19 protein-coding genes are annotated in these 19,991 nt (G+C 48.2%); 10 read left to right on the forward strand and 9 right to left on the reverse strand.

Annotated elements, in window-relative coordinates; translation table 11 throughout:
• The first annotated feature begins 35 nt into the window (after nt 1-35).
• Nucleotides 36-1,586 carry an FAD-dependent oxidoreductase gene (locus tag ACN4EK_RS11145; RefSeq protein WP_431657943.1) on the forward strand — a complete coding sequence of 517 codons (1,551 nt, stop codon included), beginning with the start codon at nt 36-38 and terminating at the stop codon, nt 1,584-1,586.
• A gap of 12 nt (nt 1,587-1,598) precedes the next feature.
• A complete protein-coding gene (locus tag ACN4EK_RS11150; protein WP_431657944.1) occupies nt 1,599-2,417 on the forward strand; it encodes a SirB1 family protein in 819 nt (272 codons plus the stop codon).
• Nucleotides 2,418-2,508: 91 nt separating this feature from the next.
• Here ACN4EK_RS11150 and ACN4EK_RS11155 read toward each other — a convergent pair whose 3' ends face one another.
• Nucleotides 2,509-2,970 carry an SRPBCC family protein gene (locus ACN4EK_RS11155; RefSeq protein WP_431657945.1) on the reverse strand — a complete coding sequence of 154 codons (462 nt, stop codon included), beginning with the start codon at nt 2,968-2,970 and terminating at the stop codon, nt 2,509-2,511.
• A gap of 128 nt (nt 2,971-3,098) precedes the next feature.
• On the opposite strand from ACN4EK_RS11155, the gene ACN4EK_RS11160 reads away from it, so the two are divergent.
• Nucleotides 3,099-3,728, forward strand: a complete 630-nt coding sequence (locus ACN4EK_RS11160; RefSeq protein ID WP_431657946.1) for a precorrin-8X methylmutase — start codon at nt 3,099-3,101, stop codon at nt 3,726-3,728.
• Nucleotides 3,729-3,731: 3 nt separating this feature from the next.
• Here the strand turns inward: ACN4EK_RS11160 and ACN4EK_RS11165 are convergent, their stop codons facing one another.
• From ACN4EK_RS11165 to ACN4EK_RS11180, 4 genes are all read right to left on the reverse strand, one after another.
• Nucleotides 3,732-4,754, reverse strand: a complete 1,023-nt coding sequence (locus tag ACN4EK_RS11165; RefSeq protein WP_431657947.1) for a phosphate ABC transporter permease — start codon at nt 4,752-4,754, stop codon at nt 3,732-3,734.
• Between the two features lie 549 nt (nt 4,755-5,303).
• A complete protein-coding gene (locus ACN4EK_RS11170; RefSeq protein ID WP_431657948.1) occupies nt 5,304-6,944 on the reverse strand; it encodes a DUF3352 domain-containing protein in 1,641 nt (546 codons plus the stop codon).
• Nucleotides 6,945-7,391: 447 nt separating this feature from the next.
• Complete coding sequence (locus tag ACN4EK_RS11175) at nt 7,392-7,745, reverse strand: phenylpyruvate tautomerase MIF-related protein (protein WP_431657950.1); 354 nt, start codon at nt 7,743-7,745, stop codon at nt 7,392-7,394.
• Nucleotides 7,746-7,751: 6 nt separating this feature from the next.
• Nucleotides 7,752-8,282, reverse strand: coding sequence for a flavin reductase family protein (locus ACN4EK_RS11180; protein WP_431657951.1), 531 nt, complete (start codon nt 8,280-8,282; stop codon nt 7,752-7,754).
• 102 nt (nt 8,283-8,384) lie between these two features.
• Between ACN4EK_RS11180 and ACN4EK_RS11185 the strand changes: the two genes are divergently transcribed.
• The 7 genes from ACN4EK_RS11185 (at nt 8,385) to ACN4EK_RS11215 (ending at nt 17,380) form a co-directional block, all read left to right on the forward strand.
• Nucleotides 8,385-8,690, forward strand: coding sequence for a hypothetical protein (locus ACN4EK_RS11185; RefSeq protein WP_431657952.1), 306 nt, complete (start codon nt 8,385-8,387; stop codon nt 8,688-8,690).
• A gap of 721 nt (nt 8,691-9,411) precedes the next feature.
• Nucleotides 9,412-11,394, forward strand: a complete 1,983-nt coding sequence (locus ACN4EK_RS11190; RefSeq protein ID WP_431657953.1) for a SpoIIE family protein phosphatase — start codon at nt 9,412-9,414, stop codon at nt 11,392-11,394.
• Between the two features lie 214 nt (nt 11,395-11,608).
• Complete coding sequence (locus ACN4EK_RS11195) at nt 11,609-12,460, forward strand: diguanylate cyclase (protein ID WP_431657954.1); 852 nt, start codon at nt 11,609-11,611, stop codon at nt 12,458-12,460.
• Nucleotides 12,461-12,618: 158 nt separating this feature from the next.
• Complete coding sequence (locus ACN4EK_RS11200) at nt 12,619-13,209, forward strand: slr1658 family protein (RefSeq protein WP_431657955.1); 591 nt, start codon at nt 12,619-12,621, stop codon at nt 13,207-13,209.
• Nucleotides 13,210-13,283: 74 nt separating this feature from the next.
• Nucleotides 13,284-13,625 carry a slr1659 superfamily regulator gene (locus ACN4EK_RS11205; RefSeq protein ID WP_431657956.1) on the forward strand — a complete coding sequence of 114 codons (342 nt, stop codon included), beginning with the start codon at nt 13,284-13,286 and terminating at the stop codon, nt 13,623-13,625.
• Nucleotides 13,626-13,633: 8 nt separating this feature from the next.
• The gene (locus ACN4EK_RS11210) at nt 13,634-15,454 is read left to right on the forward strand and encodes an adenylate/guanylate cyclase domain-containing protein (RefSeq protein WP_431657957.1); all 1,821 of its coding nucleotides are present in this window, start codon (nt 13,634-13,636) and stop codon (nt 15,452-15,454) included.
• A 63-nt stretch (nt 15,455-15,517) separates the two neighbouring features.
• The gene (locus tag ACN4EK_RS11215) at nt 15,518-17,380 is read left to right on the forward strand and encodes a leucine-rich repeat domain-containing protein (RefSeq protein WP_431657958.1); all 1,863 of its coding nucleotides are present in this window, start codon (nt 15,518-15,520) and stop codon (nt 17,378-17,380) included.
• A 9-nt stretch (nt 17,381-17,389) separates the two neighbouring features.
• Here the strand turns inward: ACN4EK_RS11215 and ACN4EK_RS11220 are convergent, their stop codons facing one another.
• From ACN4EK_RS11220 to ACN4EK_RS11235, 4 genes are all read right to left on the reverse strand, one after another.
• Nucleotides 17,390-17,638 carry a hypothetical protein gene (locus ACN4EK_RS11220; protein WP_431657959.1) on the reverse strand — a complete coding sequence of 83 codons (249 nt, stop codon included), beginning with the start codon at nt 17,636-17,638 and terminating at the stop codon, nt 17,390-17,392.
• A 60-nt stretch (nt 17,639-17,698) separates the two neighbouring features.
• A complete protein-coding gene (locus ACN4EK_RS11225) occupies nt 17,699-18,967 on the reverse strand; it encodes an RNA-guided endonuclease InsQ/TnpB family protein (protein WP_431657960.1) in 1,269 nt (422 codons plus the stop codon).
• Nucleotides 18,960-19,355, reverse strand: coding sequence for an IS200/IS605 family transposase (tnpA, locus tag ACN4EK_RS11230; protein WP_431657961.1), 396 nt, complete (start codon nt 19,353-19,355; stop codon nt 18,960-18,962). The genes ACN4EK_RS11225 and tnpA overlap by 8 nt, the downstream gene beginning before the upstream one ends.
• 119 nt (nt 19,356-19,474) lie before the next feature.
• Complete coding sequence (locus ACN4EK_RS11235) at nt 19,475-19,951, reverse strand: Uma2 family endonuclease (RefSeq protein WP_431657962.1); 477 nt, start codon at nt 19,949-19,951, stop codon at nt 19,475-19,477.
• Nucleotides 19,952-19,991 lie beyond the last annotated feature (40 nt).

A 19,991-nucleotide genomic window follows, 5' to 3' on the forward strand; every position in this document is an offset into this window, starting at 1 on the left:
AATTTAAGGGCTGAAGGCAAATTCACCCACTGGTTATGATGCAGACTGAAACTATTCTGTCCCAACTTCCTGGCAATGCCCTGGCTGGACTGCGCCGGACAGATGAATTATGGCGAGGTTTACGGGAGAACACCTTACCTGTACCCAACGTGGTGCAGGAATGCTCTGACCACCTGGCAACAATCGCCTGGGATGTGGTGATTTGTGGTGGCACCTTAGGGATTTTAGTCGGCACTGCCTTAGTTCAACGGGGTTGGCGAGTAGCTCTGCTGGAACGGGGGACACTGCGGGGACGGCAACAGGAATGGAATATTTCTCGCCATGAGTTACAGGTATTGGTGGAATTGGGTCTATTGACGGCAGCCGAGCTCGACCAGGCGATCGCCACAGAATACAATCCAGCCCGCATCAGCTTCTTAGGTGGCTCTGACCTCTGGGTACGAGATGTTTTAAACATTGGAGTCGATCCGGTTTATCTCCTGGAAACCCTGAAACAACGGTTTCTTACCCAGGGCGGACAACTATTTGAGCAAATGGCATTTACTGGAGCGATCGTGCATCCGAATGGGGTGGAAATCCAAACCGAACAGCAATCCTTCCCGACTCGGCTCCTACTGGATGCCATGGGACACTTTTCGCCGATCGTCCGGCAATCGCGGCAGGGCAAGCGACCCGATGCCGTTTGTTTAGTCGTCGGCACCTGTGCAACTGGATTTCCTCACAATGACACTGGGGATTTGCTTGTCTCCTTCACACCGATTCAAAACCAATGCCAATACTTTTGGGAAGCGTTTCCCGCCAGAGATGGACGCACCACTTACTTGTTCACCTATCTGGATGCCCATCCCGATCGCCTCAGCCTGGAAGCGTTATTTGACGAGTATTTTCGCCTCTTGCCGGACTATCAGCAGGTGACATTAGAGCAGTTAAACTTCCAACGAGCCTTATTCGGCTGTTTTCCCTGCTACCGTCAAAGCCCGTTAAAGCCACAGTGGCATCGTATTTTAGCGATCGGAGATAGCAGTGGGAGTCAATCGCCGCTCAGTTTTGGGGGGTTTGGTGCCATGATCCGCCATCTCCAGCGGTTGACGGATGGCATTCATGAAGCATTGCAGACCGATAGCCTCGATCGCTCGGCATTAGCTCTCTTGCAACCCTATCAGCCCAATTTAGCCGTGACCTGGTTATTCCAACGGGCAATGAGTGTTGGCATTCATCAAACAATTCCGCCAAACCAAATCAACCAATTGCTATCCAGTGTGTTTGAGCAAATGGCAGCCTTGGGCGAACCAGTATTGAAACCCTTTCTACAGGATGTCGTCCAATTCCCAGCGTTATTTCAAACCTTAATTCGTACCTCGATCGCCTACCCTCAATTAGTTTTACAAATTCTGCCCCAAGTTGGCTGGATGACGATCTTAGATTGGCTGGTTCACTACATCAATCTCGCTAACTACACAGCATTGTTTGCAATTGCCCATACCTTAGAATCATCTGCCAAAAATCTTGCCCCCGTACCGCAATATTACTATCATCGCTGGCTCCAAGCCTTCCAATATGGGGCTGGAAAAGATTACTCCGATTAATCTGATTAACCTATGGAATTCCCCCTTGGACGACAATTTTTTTATCAAGAGGTTCATCAACCGGATGAGCAAATTTGCTTAGAAAAAGCCGCACTTTATCTAGCTCTAGAAGAGTATCCCAGCCTGGATGTGGATGACTATCTAAACGCGATCGACACGATGGCAATGGAAGTCCTGGAGCGGCTACCCAGCGAACCCTATCCCCTCAAAATTATTCAAACCATTAACGGCTATTTGTATGATGACCTCGGTTATCAAGGCAATACAGATAACTATTATGATCCACGTAATAGTTTCTTAAATGATGTGATCGATCGCCGCACTGGCATTCCCATTAGCTTATCGCTGCTTTATCTGGCGATCGCCCGCCGGATTGATTTTCCCATGGTCGGCATTGGTATGCCCGGACATTTTTTAATCCGTCCGACTGTGCAAGAAATGGAGGTCTTTGTTGATCCATTCAATCAAGGTGAAGTTCTCTTTCTCGAAGATTGTCAGGAGCGCTTGAACCAGGTATTTCGCCAATCGGTAGAACTCCGACCCGCCTTTTTTCAACCCGTCAGTTCCCGGCAATTCCTGGTTCGCATGTTGACCAACCTGAAAATGATTTATGTGAATCAGGGCAATCTCCCCAAAGCCCTCGCCGCGATCGAACGGATTCTCTTGTTATCTCCGCAAGCCCCGATTGAGTTACGCGATCGCGGCATTCTTTACTATCGCCTGAATCGACTCACCGAAGCGCGGCAAGACCTGGAAGATTACCTGGCACTGATGCCGACTGCCGACGATGCCTCGGTGATTCGGGAACTGTTAGACGCGATCGAAGACTAATTCTGGCTGGATCGAAAGCCCCTCGCCCGCTCTGGGAGAGGGGTTGGGGTGAGGGCGGTTTGAGTTGTGTCGGTCAATCAACTAACCCCGGTCACTGCTGACTTAAATAAACCGCCTCAGCCACTTGTTTCAAGCGCCGCAGTTGCGCCTGCATATCCTGTTGCGTCCAGGTGGCGGCAAAGGTATCAAACCCAAACCGTACCAGGGAATTAGGAATATTAAACTCGAAGCGATTGACTAAACGAGTCTGTTCTAGCTCAGGATTACACTCCCAGCGATCGCGTCCCTGAAAAAAGCCGTTAAAGCCCCAAACAATCAAGCCCGGTTCCCGCTCAATCACCACACTCTTGAGCGTTGGCTGGAGCAACGGCACCTGGATGACAAACCGACTTTGACTACCCAGGTCAGTAGACCACTCACCCCCCACTGGTTCACAGCGCAGTGCCGGATTTAGCCAGCGATGCATTAAAGTTAAATCCGTCAGACACCGCTCCACCGCGATCGCACTGGCACGAATTTGGATCGATTGCTCAAAGACCCGATAAGACGACATTCCAATCTTTATCCTGCTCTATCTCTATTGCTTACTCTAGCGATGAATCGGTGGTTAATTATATTCTGTTGCTAGGTAGTACAGTTTTTAGAACTGTCGCTGATTTGATTGTGCTGGAAGGAGTCCCGATGGAATGGCATGCTACAGATGCCCAAAGCTTGGCAATCATCGATCGCGAAATTGGTGAGCATGCCTTTTCTCCCGCCGAGTATGAAATTGTGCGTCGGGTGATTTATGCAACGGCTGACTTTGAATACAAATCCCTGATTCGGTTTTCGGAATTGGCACTCCAATCGGGGGCCGCGGCCCTGGCTGCCCGCACCACCGTAGTCGTAGATGTGCCAATGGTACAGGTAGGGATTGCTCCCAATATCCAAAACACCTTTGCCAACCCGGTTTATTGCAGCATGGAAGCAATTACCCGCCCCCAAAAGGAGAAAAGTCGAGCCGCCTGGGGGATTGAAACCCTGGCACGTCGCTATCCCGAAGGCATCTTTGTGGTGGGTCAAGCCCAAACAGCCCTGACCGCGATCGTCGAACTGATTGAAGCGGAGGAAATCCGTCCAGCACTCGTGATTGGTACTCCCTCCGGCTTCGTCGGCATGGATGCTGCCAAAGAGCGGCTAGCCGACTCACTCATTCCCCATATTCGGGTCGAAGGTCGCAAAGGGAGCGCTGTGGTTGCCGCTGCGATCGTCAATGGACTGGTGGATCTGGCATGGCAGGCGTATGGACGGGATCAGAGTGGTATCGGTTAGACCTTACCAATCGATCGTGGGTTTCCGCCGCGAGGTCGAGCGCCGCCGAGAACGACTAGATGCAGGAGTAGAGCGCCGAGAATAGCCCGGATCACGATCGTTGCGGTAGTTATCCCTCTCCCAGTCATCCGCCGCATCATTCCGGCGATCGACAGCCTCATAGTCCACGTTCCGTGGGTTAGTTGGGCGACGACGACTCGATCGCCGTTCGGCGGGATAGGGTTCCCGGACATTCCCATCGGAGTAAGAATCAGAGTAATCCTCTGAGGGCGTTGGGCGTTGGGACGATCGTCGCGATGGAGCACGATCGTTGTATCCAGTCCGGGGCGTTCGCTTCGAGGTGCGGCGGGGTTCTTCAGGATAATCTGCCTCTGACTGACTGCGTGCCCGTAACCGCCGACTCACATCCACAAAGGCATCCCGTTGCAGGTAAGGGTAATCACTCACCCAAATCTTGTTATTCGGAATGTAGATGTCCGACGTTCGCATAATCCGACTGAGGTCGCTGCGGCTCGACAACACCAGCATCTCGGCTGGATCACCAATGTCGATCGCTTCATAATTCCGCTTTAGGGGAACTCGCAGGCGGGTCGCAAACCCCGTATCGTCACCAACCTCAAGGTTCAGACAGCGTTCGCGATTCTCGACAATCACCAGATCCCCACGGGGGTTGACTGTCTCTTCCTGCCCAATCAGTTCTTCTGTGATAAAGACATCCAGCACTTCCCCGCGCCAAAAGCCCGTATAGTTATATTTGCGATACTCCAGATTCCGCAGACTTGCCCACAGAATCGGTGCCCAGAGCCAATACAGACCCACGGCAATCCCAGCAAACAGGAGAAGGAACTCAAACCCTTCCCCTAGAAATAGCACCCGAGTTAACAAAACTGCAAACATGCCAACAACCGAAATCAGCAGGCGGCGCAGAAAATCCGGCAGTTTACCCCAGAAGTACATATACTGAGCGCCCGTTGCCACAGGCGGAATCAGCGTCTCGAAGGTCTTGCGGGTCAGCGGAATTAGCATAAGCAACAGACTCACAGTAGCAGGGCACAAAATGGTTGCCCTAACTGTTACGAGCCTAGCATCTGTTCCACTCGGTTGAAAGCTAGAAGACCCTGATCAGACGGTAATTCAACCCAGTTTTGCGATAGTTAAATCGGGAATTGAGTCGATCCCCGTTGATCCACGGATGAACGCCCATTTAACTTCAACTAAAGCAAATCTAAAATTGAGTAGAATACTGATGGTTTTTAGGCGAAAGATCTAGCATTATAAAAATACATCTGAGGAACGCACTCGGAAGAGCTAAACAACTAGGGGGCAACTACGTTCGTTTAGTTTTTTCGGCTAGGAAAGCGTCCTTACAGGTAGACTGCCTGATCCTGGGGGCTTATAAGGGTCAGGCGATTTTCTTTTTAAACCCATGTTGTCCATGTCCAGGGGACAGATCGCCAAAAAATGCCCCCGATCGCCGTGACCCATTAGACCAGCGATCGGGGGATGATCATTATCTAGCCAAAACCAGGGGCAGTCTTAGCGTCAGTTGCTTGTCTCCCCTGGTATGACATGCAGTTATTTGTTCGCAGGCTTGAGGGCAAGTAATAGCTCTAGTTCACCCGTTGTTTTATCGGGTTGGCTGGAGGTCATCCCAACGCCACGAATCGAGTTTAAGACTGCCATTGTTTCAGGCGGAATGGCAGAGGATTGGCTGGCAAGCACTGTGCCCTTCATCAGATTCATGGTTCTATCCATATCCAGGTAGAAGTAACCGAGATTTTGTTTGGGTAGAGAACCAGTGACGGTCTTGAAGCTATCACTACTATCCAGAGCTTGACTGGGTTTGTTTGCCACCATGTCTACTAGAGCACCGCCGATCGCCACAAATACCGTATCGTTATCCAACCAACCATGTCCGACTAAGGCTCCTGCTCCAGGGGCAGTCCATTCCGTCACCGACTTACCCTGCACATCGCGTTGCCCCACAGTTACCCCTTGGGCTTGCACCAACTCATCGAGCTTTTTAAAGGTGTTTTCGGCGGTCTTGCGATCGCTGGTGTCAAACATCATGACTCCACCAAAGCCAACCTGTGCCAGTAGCCCCTGATTTGAGGGAACCATGCCAATCCCGAACTCACCATCCATCCAGCCAAAGACATCCTTATCCAAATCCAGATTGACCATACCAGCCCCCATCCGCATTTGATCCAGGACTTGCTTACCTTCGGGGGTTGCATTGATTTGCTCGGTTGCCTGCGACCATACCTGACTAATGCCTGCCCCACTCACCAAGGCAAAGGTTTCGGTCGGAAACAGGGATACCACCGTACCGGGAGCCGGTTTATAGGTAATGGTTTTCGCATTCTGATTCAGATTCGCCAACGCTTTCAAGCGAATTCCACTATCATCAATACCTACACCAGCTACTACAGACTTCACCTGCTTGACTTGCTCTAAGGTGGCAGGCGGCAACTGTCCAGCTTCGGGATTATTTGCTATCAACTCTTGAATGGCATTGCCATAGTCCAGCAAGTACAGGGTCGCGACGGGATTTTGTACCCCAATATTTTTTGTCAACGCTGCTTTGGCGTCTGGCTTGGAGGCTAGAGACGGTCCACCTTTAGAGGTGTCGATCGCCTTTTCAACAAGCCGCTTTTCCCCCGCCATCACCAGGAAATCCTGTAGCACCGCCGCATAGGTGGGGGAGCCTTTTTCAGCACTGGTAAATTGCGTGATTTCTACACCTTTATAATCACTCTTGGTGCTTTTTACCCCCCCCTGACTTTCCATTTTCTTAGCAAAGTTCAGGGCAGCGACTTTATCTTTAATCCCAACCACAATCAGCGCATCTGGCTCATCATTTTTGGTCTGAGGATCTTCTGGAAGCACAGCAATCATGACATTGCCAATCCAGGGTTTCAAATCTTTTTCGTAATCCAGTTTGGACTCCTGCAACATCTCTTTTTGCAGATCTTGTAGCCCTTGATTGACTAACTTTTGGGCTTCCGGTGTACCGAATTGTCTCAGTTTTGCCCAGGAGTTTTCATTCGTTGAAATGAAGGCTGCCATGTAGGCTTTATCTGGCACCACTTCTGCACTGGCCAGAGGATTGCCAATATCTTTAGAGGGACTTTTGAGATATAAGTAAGCGGCAACACCACCGGCAGCAATGACAGCAGCACCAACGATCGGAAGTAGAAATTTCTTTCCAGCCATTTTTATATTCCTCGGAGAGCAAGTGAAGGGATCTAGGTCAGCAAACTGAGTAAAGTACGGGTGGCAATCTGACCTAAGCAGGCAAGATGCCCATACCACAGGCAATGAAACTAATTGGTCTGATTATGCTGTGTCTGACTAATAATGCTGTCAAAAGCTGCATTAGGCACAAAAATTTAATCAAGTCTCAGGTACAGCATTCCCTATAGTCTTTATGATCAAACATTCACACTTTATGCATTATTAACCTATAAGCTTCGCTCAAAGTCTTGATGGGTAGGGGATTTGGGTAGTTCTGGGACAGCCAAAATTAGGCGGCTGACTGCATCTATGTCATAGAAACAGGATCATTGGCGACCTTTCCGGAGAAAGCCCAAAGACGACACCCGGCGATCGCCTTAAATCACAGACGATCGCCGGGTGTTACTTCAATTTGCAGGATAGCGATTAACCAAAGGTTGAGCCGTTCCAGCCCCACATTGCCCCTTTCGCGTCAGCAAATTCGATATAAATCCGATTCGTTGGCACTGCGATCGCGGCACTAATCTGCTGGCAAAAGTCCTGGCTCATGGCTTGCGTTTGGGTCGGACTCATACTCCCCACACTTTTGACTTCGACATAGCACACAGGATCAAACGTTCCGGCAAAAGTCATGCTGACCCCTGGTTCAAAAGCCGTCATCACGTAGGATTCTGGTTTACCCGTATGCTTCGCTAGACTAGCCGATAAGTTTTTGAGCAGCGTTTCTACCTGAGCCTGTTCTGGTTGGGCGATCGAGGTCTGCACTTTAATCAATGGCATCGTCGCTTAGCCTCCATATTGCCAACCCGTAGATTCCAACAGGAGCGGATTCCCGTCTCGATGTACCCCTGCCGCAATCACTTCGCCGACAAAGACGGTGTGATCTCCCTGCGGAACCGAGCCAACTACCCGGCATTCCACATAACCCAGCGTATCTGAAATAATCGGGCAGCCCGTTTCACCCACGTAAAACTCAACATCCTCAAACTTATTACCAACTCGGCGTTGCGGCTTAAAGAACTTTTGAGCTAGTTCTTTTTGACCTTCCTCTAAAAAGCTGAGGGCAAACACTCCACTGGCTTGGATCATGGCATGGGATTTGGAGTCCTGCTTGACGCAGTTCACAACCAGGGGAGGGGTAAACGACGCTTGCATTACCCAACTTGCGGTAAAGCCATTCACCTCTTCCCCGTCTTTGACTCCACAAATGTAAAGCCCATGAGGAATTTTGCGCAGTATGGTTTTTTTCGCTTGTTCGTCCAGCAAGGGTTTCACCACCTGATACTTACTACTCTGTTCAGTGTATAGCAATCCCATTGAGAGTTGAGCGCGATCGATCGAACAGGACGATGCGTACCTAAGAAAGCCAGTAGAATAAATTTAAAATTGCCCTATATGTGAGCAGCAGGAGAAATACTCATGCAACCGATGCGCCAAGGTGATGTGATTCTGCTACCAGTAGCCCAGTTAGGTATAGAGACCGGGAACGCGCCGCTGCCGCATTTAACCCTGGCAGAAGGAGAGGTCACCGGGCACAGGCATCAGATTAGTGCAGGCAATGCCGAGTTATATGAACGGGATGGCACGTTGTATCTAAAGGTGTTATCTGCAACAGCCACCTTAACCCACGAAGAACACCAGCCGATCGTTATCCCTCAAGGGACTTGGACAGTTCGGATCCAGCGAGAGTATGAACCAGAAGGCTGGCGCTCTGTAGTTGACTAGCCCTTCACTGACCATTCTTACCTCCTATATACAGCCCGTCTTAGAGGATATTTTAAAAGTATCAAAGTGATTACACTTGCCCGCTTTTCTGGTATACCCGTAGGGCTTTAAGCCCCTAATTCTGGGGGACTTTGAATCCGGTTCCCCCCAGAATTGGGGGGCTAGGGGGGCAGTTCAGGTAACAATTTTGACTTTTCAAACACCCTCTTAAATCATTTATGAGCTAGGGAAAGCGTTGTGAGTGGGTTGTTCTGCAAAAAATCTCTCACAATTCCAATAGGATTGCTATATACAGTTAAGAGTACCGATAGAGGCGGGCTTCTGCTGATAGAACCTCTGTTAGCAGCACTGATTCATACGGATAAAGTTAAATCCAGGGTTATCCGGTAGCACCCCTAAAACCGTTGTAATCGTGTAATAGCCAGATTCAGTTAGCCTGGGTGATGATTACAATAATTCTCCAAATACAGTATTTCAACTGCCATAAAATTTGGTAGTCACTACAAAATTGAGGGCACTCTAAACCAGGATGCCGTTAAGGATGACGGTTACCTTCCTGATGTCAGCACAGGCAGACAATACAACCTGCTTTGTTTCGATCGCCGCTGATTGAATAGAGATTGCACCACCAGGATCAACAACCAACCGCGATCAGCCAACCCATGAGTTGAACAGGTTGGGATTTATTGTCTTGCATGAGCAACGAATTTCTATAGGATTTATGAGCAAGTTCACCCAGTTGTTTAAACCAGCTATGTACCTGATGAATCAACTGAAGTATCCGCAAAAGTTTGCTCTGATTAGTTGCATCTTTTTTATTCCACTCAGCCTGGTGATGTATTTATTGCTGTCAGAAGTCCAGGATCGGGTTGATTTTGCCCATAAGGAGATGCTGGGTAACTCTTACCTGCGACCATTGCACCAATTAAGTGAACATTTACCCGAATATCAATTATTAATTGATCACTCCAGTCATTCCGAGCCGCAATCGCCGGAAATTACCCAACTCCAAACAAAAATTGAACAGGATTTTACTGCAATTCAACAAGTAGAACAGGAACTGGGCAGCACACTTTTATCTACCGATCGATTTCAAGCATTAAGAGAAAGCTGGCAAACTTTGCGTGAGCCAAATCATCAATCCAGCTCTGAAGCTAGAGCCGCTGATTATAAACAACTAATGCGGCAACTGGAATATTTAAGGTTACAGATTGGCGACCAATCTAATTTAATTCTTGACCCAGATCTCGATACCTACTATCTGATGGATGCTACATTACTCAGATTACCAAAAATGCAGCAAACTCTGTCGGACATCCGGTTCATTAGTCAACAAATTAATTCTAATCAAAAACTCACCTCGATCGAGCGATCGCAACTAATTGTCTTAGCCGAAACACTCAAGCAACAGAGTAATGAACTAACGCAAAAGATGGCTGTCGGATTTAATCATAATCCTGCTGGAAACTTACGACCAGCATTAGCGGAACCCTTACAGGAGTTAACCCAAAGCACGAATAATTTAGCTAACTTAATTAACCAATTAGTTAACGCCAACGAGCCGCCAACTCCTTCAGTATATTTCCAAACCGCCAATCAAAGCCTGCAACAAACATTTGGGCTATGGCATACGACGATCGATCAGCTTGATTTCCTGTTGCAGCGTCGGATTAATGGCTTCTTCCAGAAACAAGTTGGCTTAACAGGATTTGTTTTAGTGATTCTGGCGATCGTCATGTATCTGTTCATCGGTTTTTATCAAGGTGTAATGGATACCGTTCGGAGTTTAAGTGCGGCTTCTAAACGCATGGTTGCAGGCACAATGACTGACAGTGTCACCCTTCAAAGCAAAGATGAATTAGCTGAAGTGGTGACATCGTTTAACCATGTAGCTGCCGCCTTAGTCGAGGCAAACCAGGAAGTTTCTCAGTTAAATCAGCGCTTAAAAAATGAAAATTTCCGTATGAGTGCTGAGCTAGATGTGACGCGGCGGTTACAACAAATGTTGCTGCCCTCCGAAGCCGAATTAAAAGAAGTTGCGGGTTTAGATATTGCAGGTTTTATGGAACCAGCGACTGAAATCGGGGGGGACTATTATGATGTGATGCAGCATGATGGCAAAGTCAAAATTAGTATTGGTGATGTAACTGGACACGGCTTAGAAAGTGGAGTCGTGATGATTATGGCTCAAACGGCTGTTCGCACCTTATTAGCCAATGGTGAAACCGATCCAGCTAAGTTTTTAAATGCCGTAAATCGGATTATTTATGACAATACCCGCCGGATGCGATCGCGCAAAAATATGACCCTGGCTGTTCTGGAATATGAAGCTGGAGTTTTACGGTTAACCGGACAACATGAGGAACTAATTATTATCCGGCAGGATGGCAAACTAGAGCAGATTGATACCCTAGATTTAGGATTTCCATTAGGGTTAGAACAGGATATTACGCCCTTCGTTGCTGAGGCAAAGGTAGAGTTAAAACCGGGTGATATTGCCGTCCTTTATACCGATGGGATTACAGAGGCAATGAATGATCAAAAGGCTCAATACGGTTTAGAGCGAATGCATCAAGTGTTACAGCAAAATTGTCATCGTTCTGCCAGTGAGATTCGTCAGGCATTGATTCATGATCTGATGCAGTATATCGGTGACCAGAAAGTTTTTGATGATATTACACTACTAGTGTTGAAACAACAGTGACTTGCCACAAGTTTTCTATCAAAAAATTAAAACTTTAATGACATTACATTTGGAGTACAGAAGTTAGGGGAAAATCAATATACGATCAGAGTAGGTTGCCCATTCCATACCTCAATCCATCATGCTCAGTAGATAAGATGCACCGCTTCATATATAGAGCCGCCCCTATCCCCTCTTTGCTGCTCTTACCTACCTCAAGCACCTACCTGATCGCATGACCAAACACCCGCCGACTGAGGAGAGCCAGACAGCCCAACTGCTGGCAGAAATTCAACACTTGCGGCAACGAGTTGAGCAACTGGATCGTTTAAACCAGGATTTGCAAATTGCTCTGTCTACTACTGCGGAGCATGGGGATCTGATTGAGGCAGAGTTGCAGATTGCCAATCAAAAATTAAAGCTAGAAGTCGCTGAACGGATTCGGGCGGAAGCTAATCTAAAACTGCTCCTAGAAGCGGTATCCAAACGCAGTGATGATCTGGAAATTATTATCCAGACCATCATGGAACATGGGGATGTCATGGATGCCCAGTGGGATCAGAAATGGCGGGAGGAACGTCACCTCGCCACGATCGACGGGTTAACTCAGATCGCCAATCGCCGTCGCTTCGATGAATACCTGGAGCAACAGTGGAAACAAATGATCCGCGATCGCCAGCCTTTAGCGATCGTCCTGTGTGATATTGATCACTTCAAGCGCTATAACGATACCTACGGGCATCTTGCTGGAGATGATTGTCTCAAACTCGTGGCGCAAGTGATTGCCCGCAGCCTCAAACGTCCCAGTGATCTGGCTGCCCGCTATGGCGGCGAAGAATTTGTGGCGATTTTGCCCCAAACTGATCTGGCTGGGGCGATCGTGGTAGCAGAACAGATTCAAACCGCCATTCAACAGCTTCAGATCTCACCTGCCCAGTCCGCTAGCCATTCACAGGTGACATTGAGTATGGGGGTAAGTAGTATCTTGCCGACCCCTGATCGACCGGCTAAAACCTTACTTGATATGGCGGATCATCTCTTGTATATCGCCAAGCAGCAAGGAAGAAATCGCATCATTTCTGGCTAGGGCGATCGACCTTATTTCTACATTTGCTATTTTTTACGGATTAGCCTGGGAATATTAGAAATTAGAACTGTATAGGGAACTTGTCTCGCGATCGCGATCGCTTAACGCTGGCGTTGTATGTTCCTTACACTTGATCTCCTTATCTTGTCAAGGTGTTTATGAATCAAACCAGTACCATTCAGACATTTGGAGAATTCACTGAAACGATTCCTGCCAGCGACGAATATTTAACGCTGCATTTTTCTCCCAGTTCCGCTCCGCGACGGCGACGGTGGGGTAACTATGGACTGTCGGCTGACTTCTTAGGAGATTACTTTGCCGCATTTTTCCCTGGTGATGAAGTCCCGGATAGTAAAATTAATCGGCAGGACACGGTTAAAGCGGCGGTTAGCTATATCGCTAACGAACTGCTGGAAAATGCCGTGAAATATAACCAGGAGACAGGAAACCTGCCGATCAGTATTTCGTTATACCTGTACGAACGTCAGATCATTTTCCATGCGATTAACTATGCAGAGCACTCCAGAGTGGCGCAATACCAACAGTTTATCCAGGAACTTCTCAACTCTGATATTGATGAGTTTTATATGCAACAGCTAGAAAAGACAGCCATGGGCGGCGGCGGTTCCAGTATGGGAATCCTCACGATGATGAACGACTACTCGGCAAGATTTGGCTGGAAATTTGAGTCGTTAGAATCTACCCCAGATACTTTTCGAGTTAATGTTTTAGCGTATTTGGATGTGTGAGCGATCGCGGGTTTGTGCCATCACGATCGCCCCACTTTAAAAGAATCGAGTCAGCGAGTTGGGAGTTGCTAGCTTTGGAAATTAAAACCGACGATTACTGTATTCACCACGATCCGGCATCTGCCACCGTTTTCTTGCAGGGGTTTCTCCGCTTAGATGGCATGGAAGAATATCAGCCCGTGATGGATATTCTGCTCAAGGCAGTAGAAGAAACCCCGGAGTTTACCATTAATCTACGAGAACTAGAATTTCTCAATAGTTCTGGAATTAGCATGTTATCCATGTTTGTCGTTAAGGTGCGCGAAAAAGGGGATGTCAAACTGACCTTTCAAGGCTCCGACAAAATTCTCTGGCAGACAAAATCCCTTAAAAACTTGCAGCGTTTGATGCCCAGCTTAACCCTAGAATTTGTGTAACCCCACTCATGGCAGAGGCACAGTCAATCCACCGTGACCCAGACTCCCTGCTGGCAGAAATTAACCGTCTGTGTCAGGAGGTGGATTGGTTGCGGCAACGCAATCATGATTTAGAAATTTCGTTGCAAACGACCGCCGAACATGGCGATATGGTAGAGGCAGAACTGCATCGAGCCAACCAACAACTGCAAGCCGAAATTGCTGAACGGAAACTGGCTCAGGCAACACTGCAAGAGATTTTAGAAACCGTTTCCCGCGATAAAGCCGATCTAGAAATCATGTTGCAGGCGACGACCGAGCATGGCGACATGATGGAATATCAGCTTTATACCCAGGCTGTCGAAACCATGCGCCAGAGCGAGGAACTGTTTCGGGCGCTTTCCGAATCCACCCCGATTTTGATGATCTTGACCCAACGATCGGATGGGGCAATTACCTATGCCAATACATTTTCCAGCCAACAATTAGGCATCGAAATTCAACAACTGAAAAATCGCAAACTGTCGGAGTTTTTTGTTCATCCAACGGATGCCGATCGGCTGCAAGCACTGTTGGCAACGGAGGGAATCGTCCGGAACTACGAACTCCAGGCAAAACGAGTCAATGGCGATGCTTTTTGGGTATGTGCGTCTGTGCAACCTTTGGTGTTAGGGGGTGAACATACCTTATTGACTACGTTATATGACATTAGCGATCGCAAACAAGCAGAAGAAGCCCTACGGGAATCGCAACGGCAATTGAAGGAGCAAGCCGATGAGTTAGAACGTCGGGTGGCTCAACGCACAGCGGAACTCCAAGAGGCGGAAGCGAAATATCGCAGTATTTTTGAAAATGCGGCTGAAGGCATTTTTCAAAGTACCCCAGACGGGCGATATCTTAATGTCAATCCGACTCTCGCGGAACTGTACGGGTATGCATCGCCGGAAGAGTTAATTGCCAAAATCACAGATATTGGCGCACAAATTTATGTCCAACCCCGTCGCCGAGATGAACTATTAGCTTATCTAAGACGGTTTGACTCCGTTACCGGATTTGAGTCGGAAGTCTACCGCCAGGATGGTACTACCATCTGGGTTTCCGAAAATGTTCGTACCATCAAAACCCCAGATGGCAAAGTAGCCTACTACGAAGGCAGTGTGCGCGATATTAGCGATCGCAAGTCCACCGAAGCCGAACTCCGCCAACAACGCCAGGTTGCCGAACGCCTCCTGCTGAATGTGCTGCCGCAACCGATCGCCGAACGCTTGAAACGCCGACCCACCACGATCGCGGATAGCTTTGCCGAAGCCACCGTTTTGTTTGCCGACATTGCCAACTTCACCGGCTTGTCGTCCCACATCTCGCCTGTAGAACTCGTCGAACTCCTAAACCAGATTTTTTCTACCTTTGACACCCTTGCCGATCACCACAGACTCGAAAAGATCAAAACTATTGGCGATGCCTATATGGTGGTAGGCGGGCTACCGAAACCTCGTCCTGATCACGTTTGGGCGATCGCGGATATGGCACTGGATATGCAGCAAGCGATTACGCAATTCAAAACGCCAGATCAGCAACCGATCAGCCTCAGGATTGGCATTCATACGGGGCCAGTCGTCGCTGGAATTATTGGTACTCGTAAATTTATTTACGATCTGTGGGGCGATACAGTTAATATTGCCAGTCGGATGGAATCCCAAGGGGAACCTGGGCGAATTCAAGTGACCAGTGCTGTGCAAGAGCGGTTGAAAAAACGCTATGACCTGGCAGAACGGGGCACGATCGATGTCAAGGGAAAAGGGGAAATGCAAACCTATTGGCTGATAGAACGCAAGGGATTGCAAGAATGATACAGGAGATAGAGAAGCAATAGGCGAGAATAGGCAGAGAGTTCTGTAGTCTTCTGGTAAACCATGTCTGAATTGCGATCGAGCCAGATACCCCGGTTAACCACCTTTGCCGACTGGTGTCACCACTGCGACGAACTTTCGGCAGCGGCACAGAATACAGTGCAGGCATTATTGAAACGAGCAGGCAAACCGGATTGCCATGAAGCCGAACGCCAACTTGCAGGGCATACCAACGTTAGTTTGGACTTTGATATCGTTGATGTCACTCCGTTAAAGACCCTGCCTAACCTGACTCATCTGATGATCCGGTGTCAGCAGATTGAGCATTTGGAAGAGTTAGTCGCCTGCCCAAACCTGACATCACTGAAACTGGAATGTAACCACCTAACTGACATTACGCCCCTTGCGGCTCTGACCCGGCTGACTCAGTTGACTTTAAATCACACTCAGGTACAGGATTTAAGTCCATTGCGATCGCTGACCAATCTGACTTATCTCAACCTTTACCACACACCTGTTACCGATCTCAGTCCTCTACAACCCTTAATCAATCTCAGTCGGCTCGACTTAGGTAAAAATCAGATTGCCGATTTCAGCCCATTGCAACATCTGACCAACTTAACGTGGTTGTCTGTCCCTGAAAGTCAGTTATCAGATTTAACACCCCTGGAATTCCTCACTAAGCTGGTGCGGTTAGATCTCAGCAGCAATGCCATTACCGATCTCAGTCCTCTACGATCGCTCAACCAGCTCACCATTCTTAACCTGGGTTACAACCAGATCAGGGACTTAAGCCCACTAGCAGATCTTCACAACCTCGCTAATCTCAACTGTTATTACAATCAGATTCGGGATCTCAGTCCTTTGCGATCGCTGTCAAATTTAACCATCCTGAATTGCCCTAACAATCCCCTGCCAACGTTAGGTGTGTCAGATCAGTTGATCGAACGTTGGCAAACTCTGTCTACCCAGCCGATTCAAGCCGATACGGCGATCGCAGCCGTCAAAGCCTTGTATGCCTTATGCGATTGCAAAGAACCAACGGTGATCGTGTGCAGTAGTCCCTGGGCAGGTATGAACGAGTTATTTGCGCGATCGCATTTGTTACCTCAGATGGATCTCCAGTTAGAACAGCGGATTCAACCCGCTTCCCTCAGTCCAGCCCTCTGGAACTATGTGCTGGAGCAAATGCAATTCCGACCCGAGGCAGACCTGCAATTCGCCCAACGACGACAAATTCATCAATCCTATGACCAGCAAGACCCCAAAGCCTGGTTACAGTTCGTCGCTTACTGCACCAAGATAGCGATCACCTCTGGGGTTCTAATGCAACTGATTAGCAGTTTGGAGTACCTCACCACTGAGTTAGGCAGCACTCTATCGCCTGAAGCCACCCAGGGACTTAACTGTCTCAATCAGTTATTTGAAACCTGTGGTTGGATCATGCCGTTTGCCGATGTTTGTGTGGTTTGCGATCGTCCCAATCACCTATCTTTAGATCCAGAACAGCACTTGCATGGTGAGGGAGAGGCGGCGATCGAGTACCGAGATGGCTTCCAAGTCTATGCCCATCATGGCACGATCCTTCCAGCCAACTATGGCAGTATTCATCCCCATCAATGGCAGTCCACCTGGTTACTAGAAGAACCTAATGCCGAACTGCGTCGCGTCTTAATTCAAGGCATTGGCTATGGGCGAATTTGTCAGGAACTTCAGGCGATCGCCCTCGACTCTTGGCGCGAATATACCTTACTCAAAATTGATGCCGATGCTGATATTGAACCGATTCATTTATTAAAAATGACCTGCCCCAGCACCGCCGCCATTCATGTCCTCCGGGTTCCGCCAGATTTAACCAGTGCCAAGGATGCTATCCGTTGGGCGAACTGGGATGTAGATCCAGAGTCGTTTAGCCTGGAGACTTAAATGAGTCCCTTACTCTGCGTCGGGTAGCTCACCAAATTGCGCTTGATACCGGGCTAGTAGGGCTTCTAGTTCCTGCGATCGTTGCTGTTCCTGTTCCGCTCGTTGCCGTTCCTGTTCTGCCTCAGCCTCAGCCGCTATCCGTCGCTGGATTTCTACTTGTAACGTTTCTGCCAACTCATCGGGTAGCAGTAATTTTTCCCCAGTATCCTCTCGGTAAAACATTAGCAGTTTACCGTCTACCTCTAAGCGCAACTGCAACGCTGCACTGCGGCATTCTAACGCTGGAATATAGGTTTCACCTTTTGATACTCCCCAGCCCTAAAGGGACGGGGATTCTTGAGCAACCCACAAACGGATTCTCAAAGGCGCAATCAAAGCACCCCTACTGACTCCACTCAGATCTAGTCTGAGTTTTGCCGCTACTTTTCTAAGAATGTTGCCTGCTCCATTGCAGTCAGCATTTATTTTTGTGCCATCAGCAGAACAATATAAACCACGCTGGACACGCTTCCCTGATTCTTGCCACCCTTCGGGTTTTTCGCCAAATGTAGGTAGCTCATCCGAATCCAGAAAACTTGCCTTGCTAGTGTAGCTCTCCTCTGTCTCAACAAACTTCAGACCGTATTGCTGGCAAAGTTGAGCAATCCTATCTTTCAGCCTGCCCGTTGGAATCTGGACAAACTTCTGATTAGTTTTGCTGCCAAGGTTTATTTCTTGCCGTTGTCCCTTATTCCAGCCAAAAACAACTGTGCCAATTCCATGTTCCAAACAATGATTCAAAACGAGTCGAGCCGCTTTATTTACAGCATCCCTGATTTGTCGATTCCGTTTTTCTGTGATGCCAGCTAATTGCTGACTCCAAAAGCCTTGGGGCTGATTTTCTTTCAGGACAGATACTCGTTTGTTGTACCACTGGTTCAAGCTTTTTAAGTGCAGCCCATCAACAATGAAGCTTGTCCCAATATTAGAGACGCAGGTTAGCCAGTTATCCAGCCCTGGGTCAATGCCTAACACCTTGTCAAAATCAACCTCAGCTTCCACTGTAGGTAGCTTGTAGACGAGTTCTAAATAGAACTGCCCATTGCGAGGGAGGATTCGATATTCCCGAATTGATTTGTATTCAAGGTTGGATGGCATTGGCAGATAGAACGCATCTATTCCAAACCACGCTTTAACTTTACTGCCAAGCGGAAAACGCAACCCTTCAGACTTCAATTTGACTGCTTGACCAGGGAACGTGACTAAGTTCAACCCACCTTTCCGGTATCCCGGCAATTTTGGCCTTTGGTCTACCTTGCCATTTTTGACAACTTTCAGTAGTCCAAAGAAAGACTTAAAGGACTCTGCAACAGTGGTCAGACATTGTTGTGCGACCTGGGAGTGCAACGCCTGAAAGTGAGGATTGCGACTCATTTCACGATGCAAGTCAAACTTACTGGGAGCCTTACCAGTCTTGAAATACAACTGTCGGGATAGATAGTTGCCACAGTTACTCAGTTTTGCCGACTCACCACAAATAAACTCAAGAATTGCTCGAAGCTCTGAGTCTGAACTAATTAGAATTTGCTGGCATCCAAAGCTAGACATTTTTTTGATTTTCGATGTACTGCTTAATGACTGAAATGGGCGCACCGCCAACAGTCGAGACGAAATAGCTATTAGTCCACAGTGTAGGTAGTCGAGATTTTAACCAAGGAAATTCCTGTCTTAAAATGCGTGATGTTCTACCTTTCAGGTATCGAATCAGCTTAGCAATCCCGAATTGTGGGTTTACCTCAACCAATAAATGAACGTGATCAGGCATTACCTCCATTTCAATCAACTCTGACGTGAATTCGGCACAAATCTCTTGAAGCAGTTCTTTAAGCCGAACCTCTACCCCATTGACTAAAACTTTGCGTCGATACTTAGGGCACCAGACAACGTGATATTTGCAGGAATAAACAACGTTATGGTTTGACTTGAATTTGCTCATGCTTCATTATACAGCAGTGAGCTATCTAATCCGGGAAAGCCACAGAAGCCGCTTTGTTACTTACATTAGGCGGCTAAAGCCGCGAATCGCTTACATCCCCATGCCTGAACTCAGGGGCTTTAGCTCGTTTTTGGTAAGTAATAGCCTTGCAATTGGTTCTCTAACCATTCGCCTTTGGGGTCAAACAACCAATATTCCTGCACCTCCAGTTGGGCATACAGTTCTTTTTTAAAGCTGATGTCGTGTAAGCGAGTGCTTTGAGACGTAAACTCAAAAATGACGCGAGGAACCTGCCCCTCTTCCCAAATTTTGTAGCTGTCCCAACCACCTGGCTCCACGTCAAAAATGACCATGACATCGGGAGCCACCCGCAACTTCGGCAACCCTTGAGCATAGTAGAGAAATTGGTTCGCCAGAACAGTAGCGCGTTGCCCTTTCAGATATTGTCTTAACACCTCTAAGGTGGTCAGCAGGGCATACAGATGATCGTAGGTCTCCGCCACAGGTTCACCATCACTCGCCGGATAAATCGGTTCCGCAGGAGCAGAAGAGGTGGGAGTTTGGGGCGCGATCGCGGTGATATCGCTGGCAGTCATGCTTTCACCATGCTATTAACCTGAACCCTTTTATCCTAGA

This window comes from Pantanalinema rosaneae CENA516, from assembly GCF_050753385.1.
Lineage (GTDB): Bacteria > Cyanobacteriota > Cyanobacteriia > Leptolyngbyales > Leptolyngbyaceae > Pantanalinema > Pantanalinema rosaneae.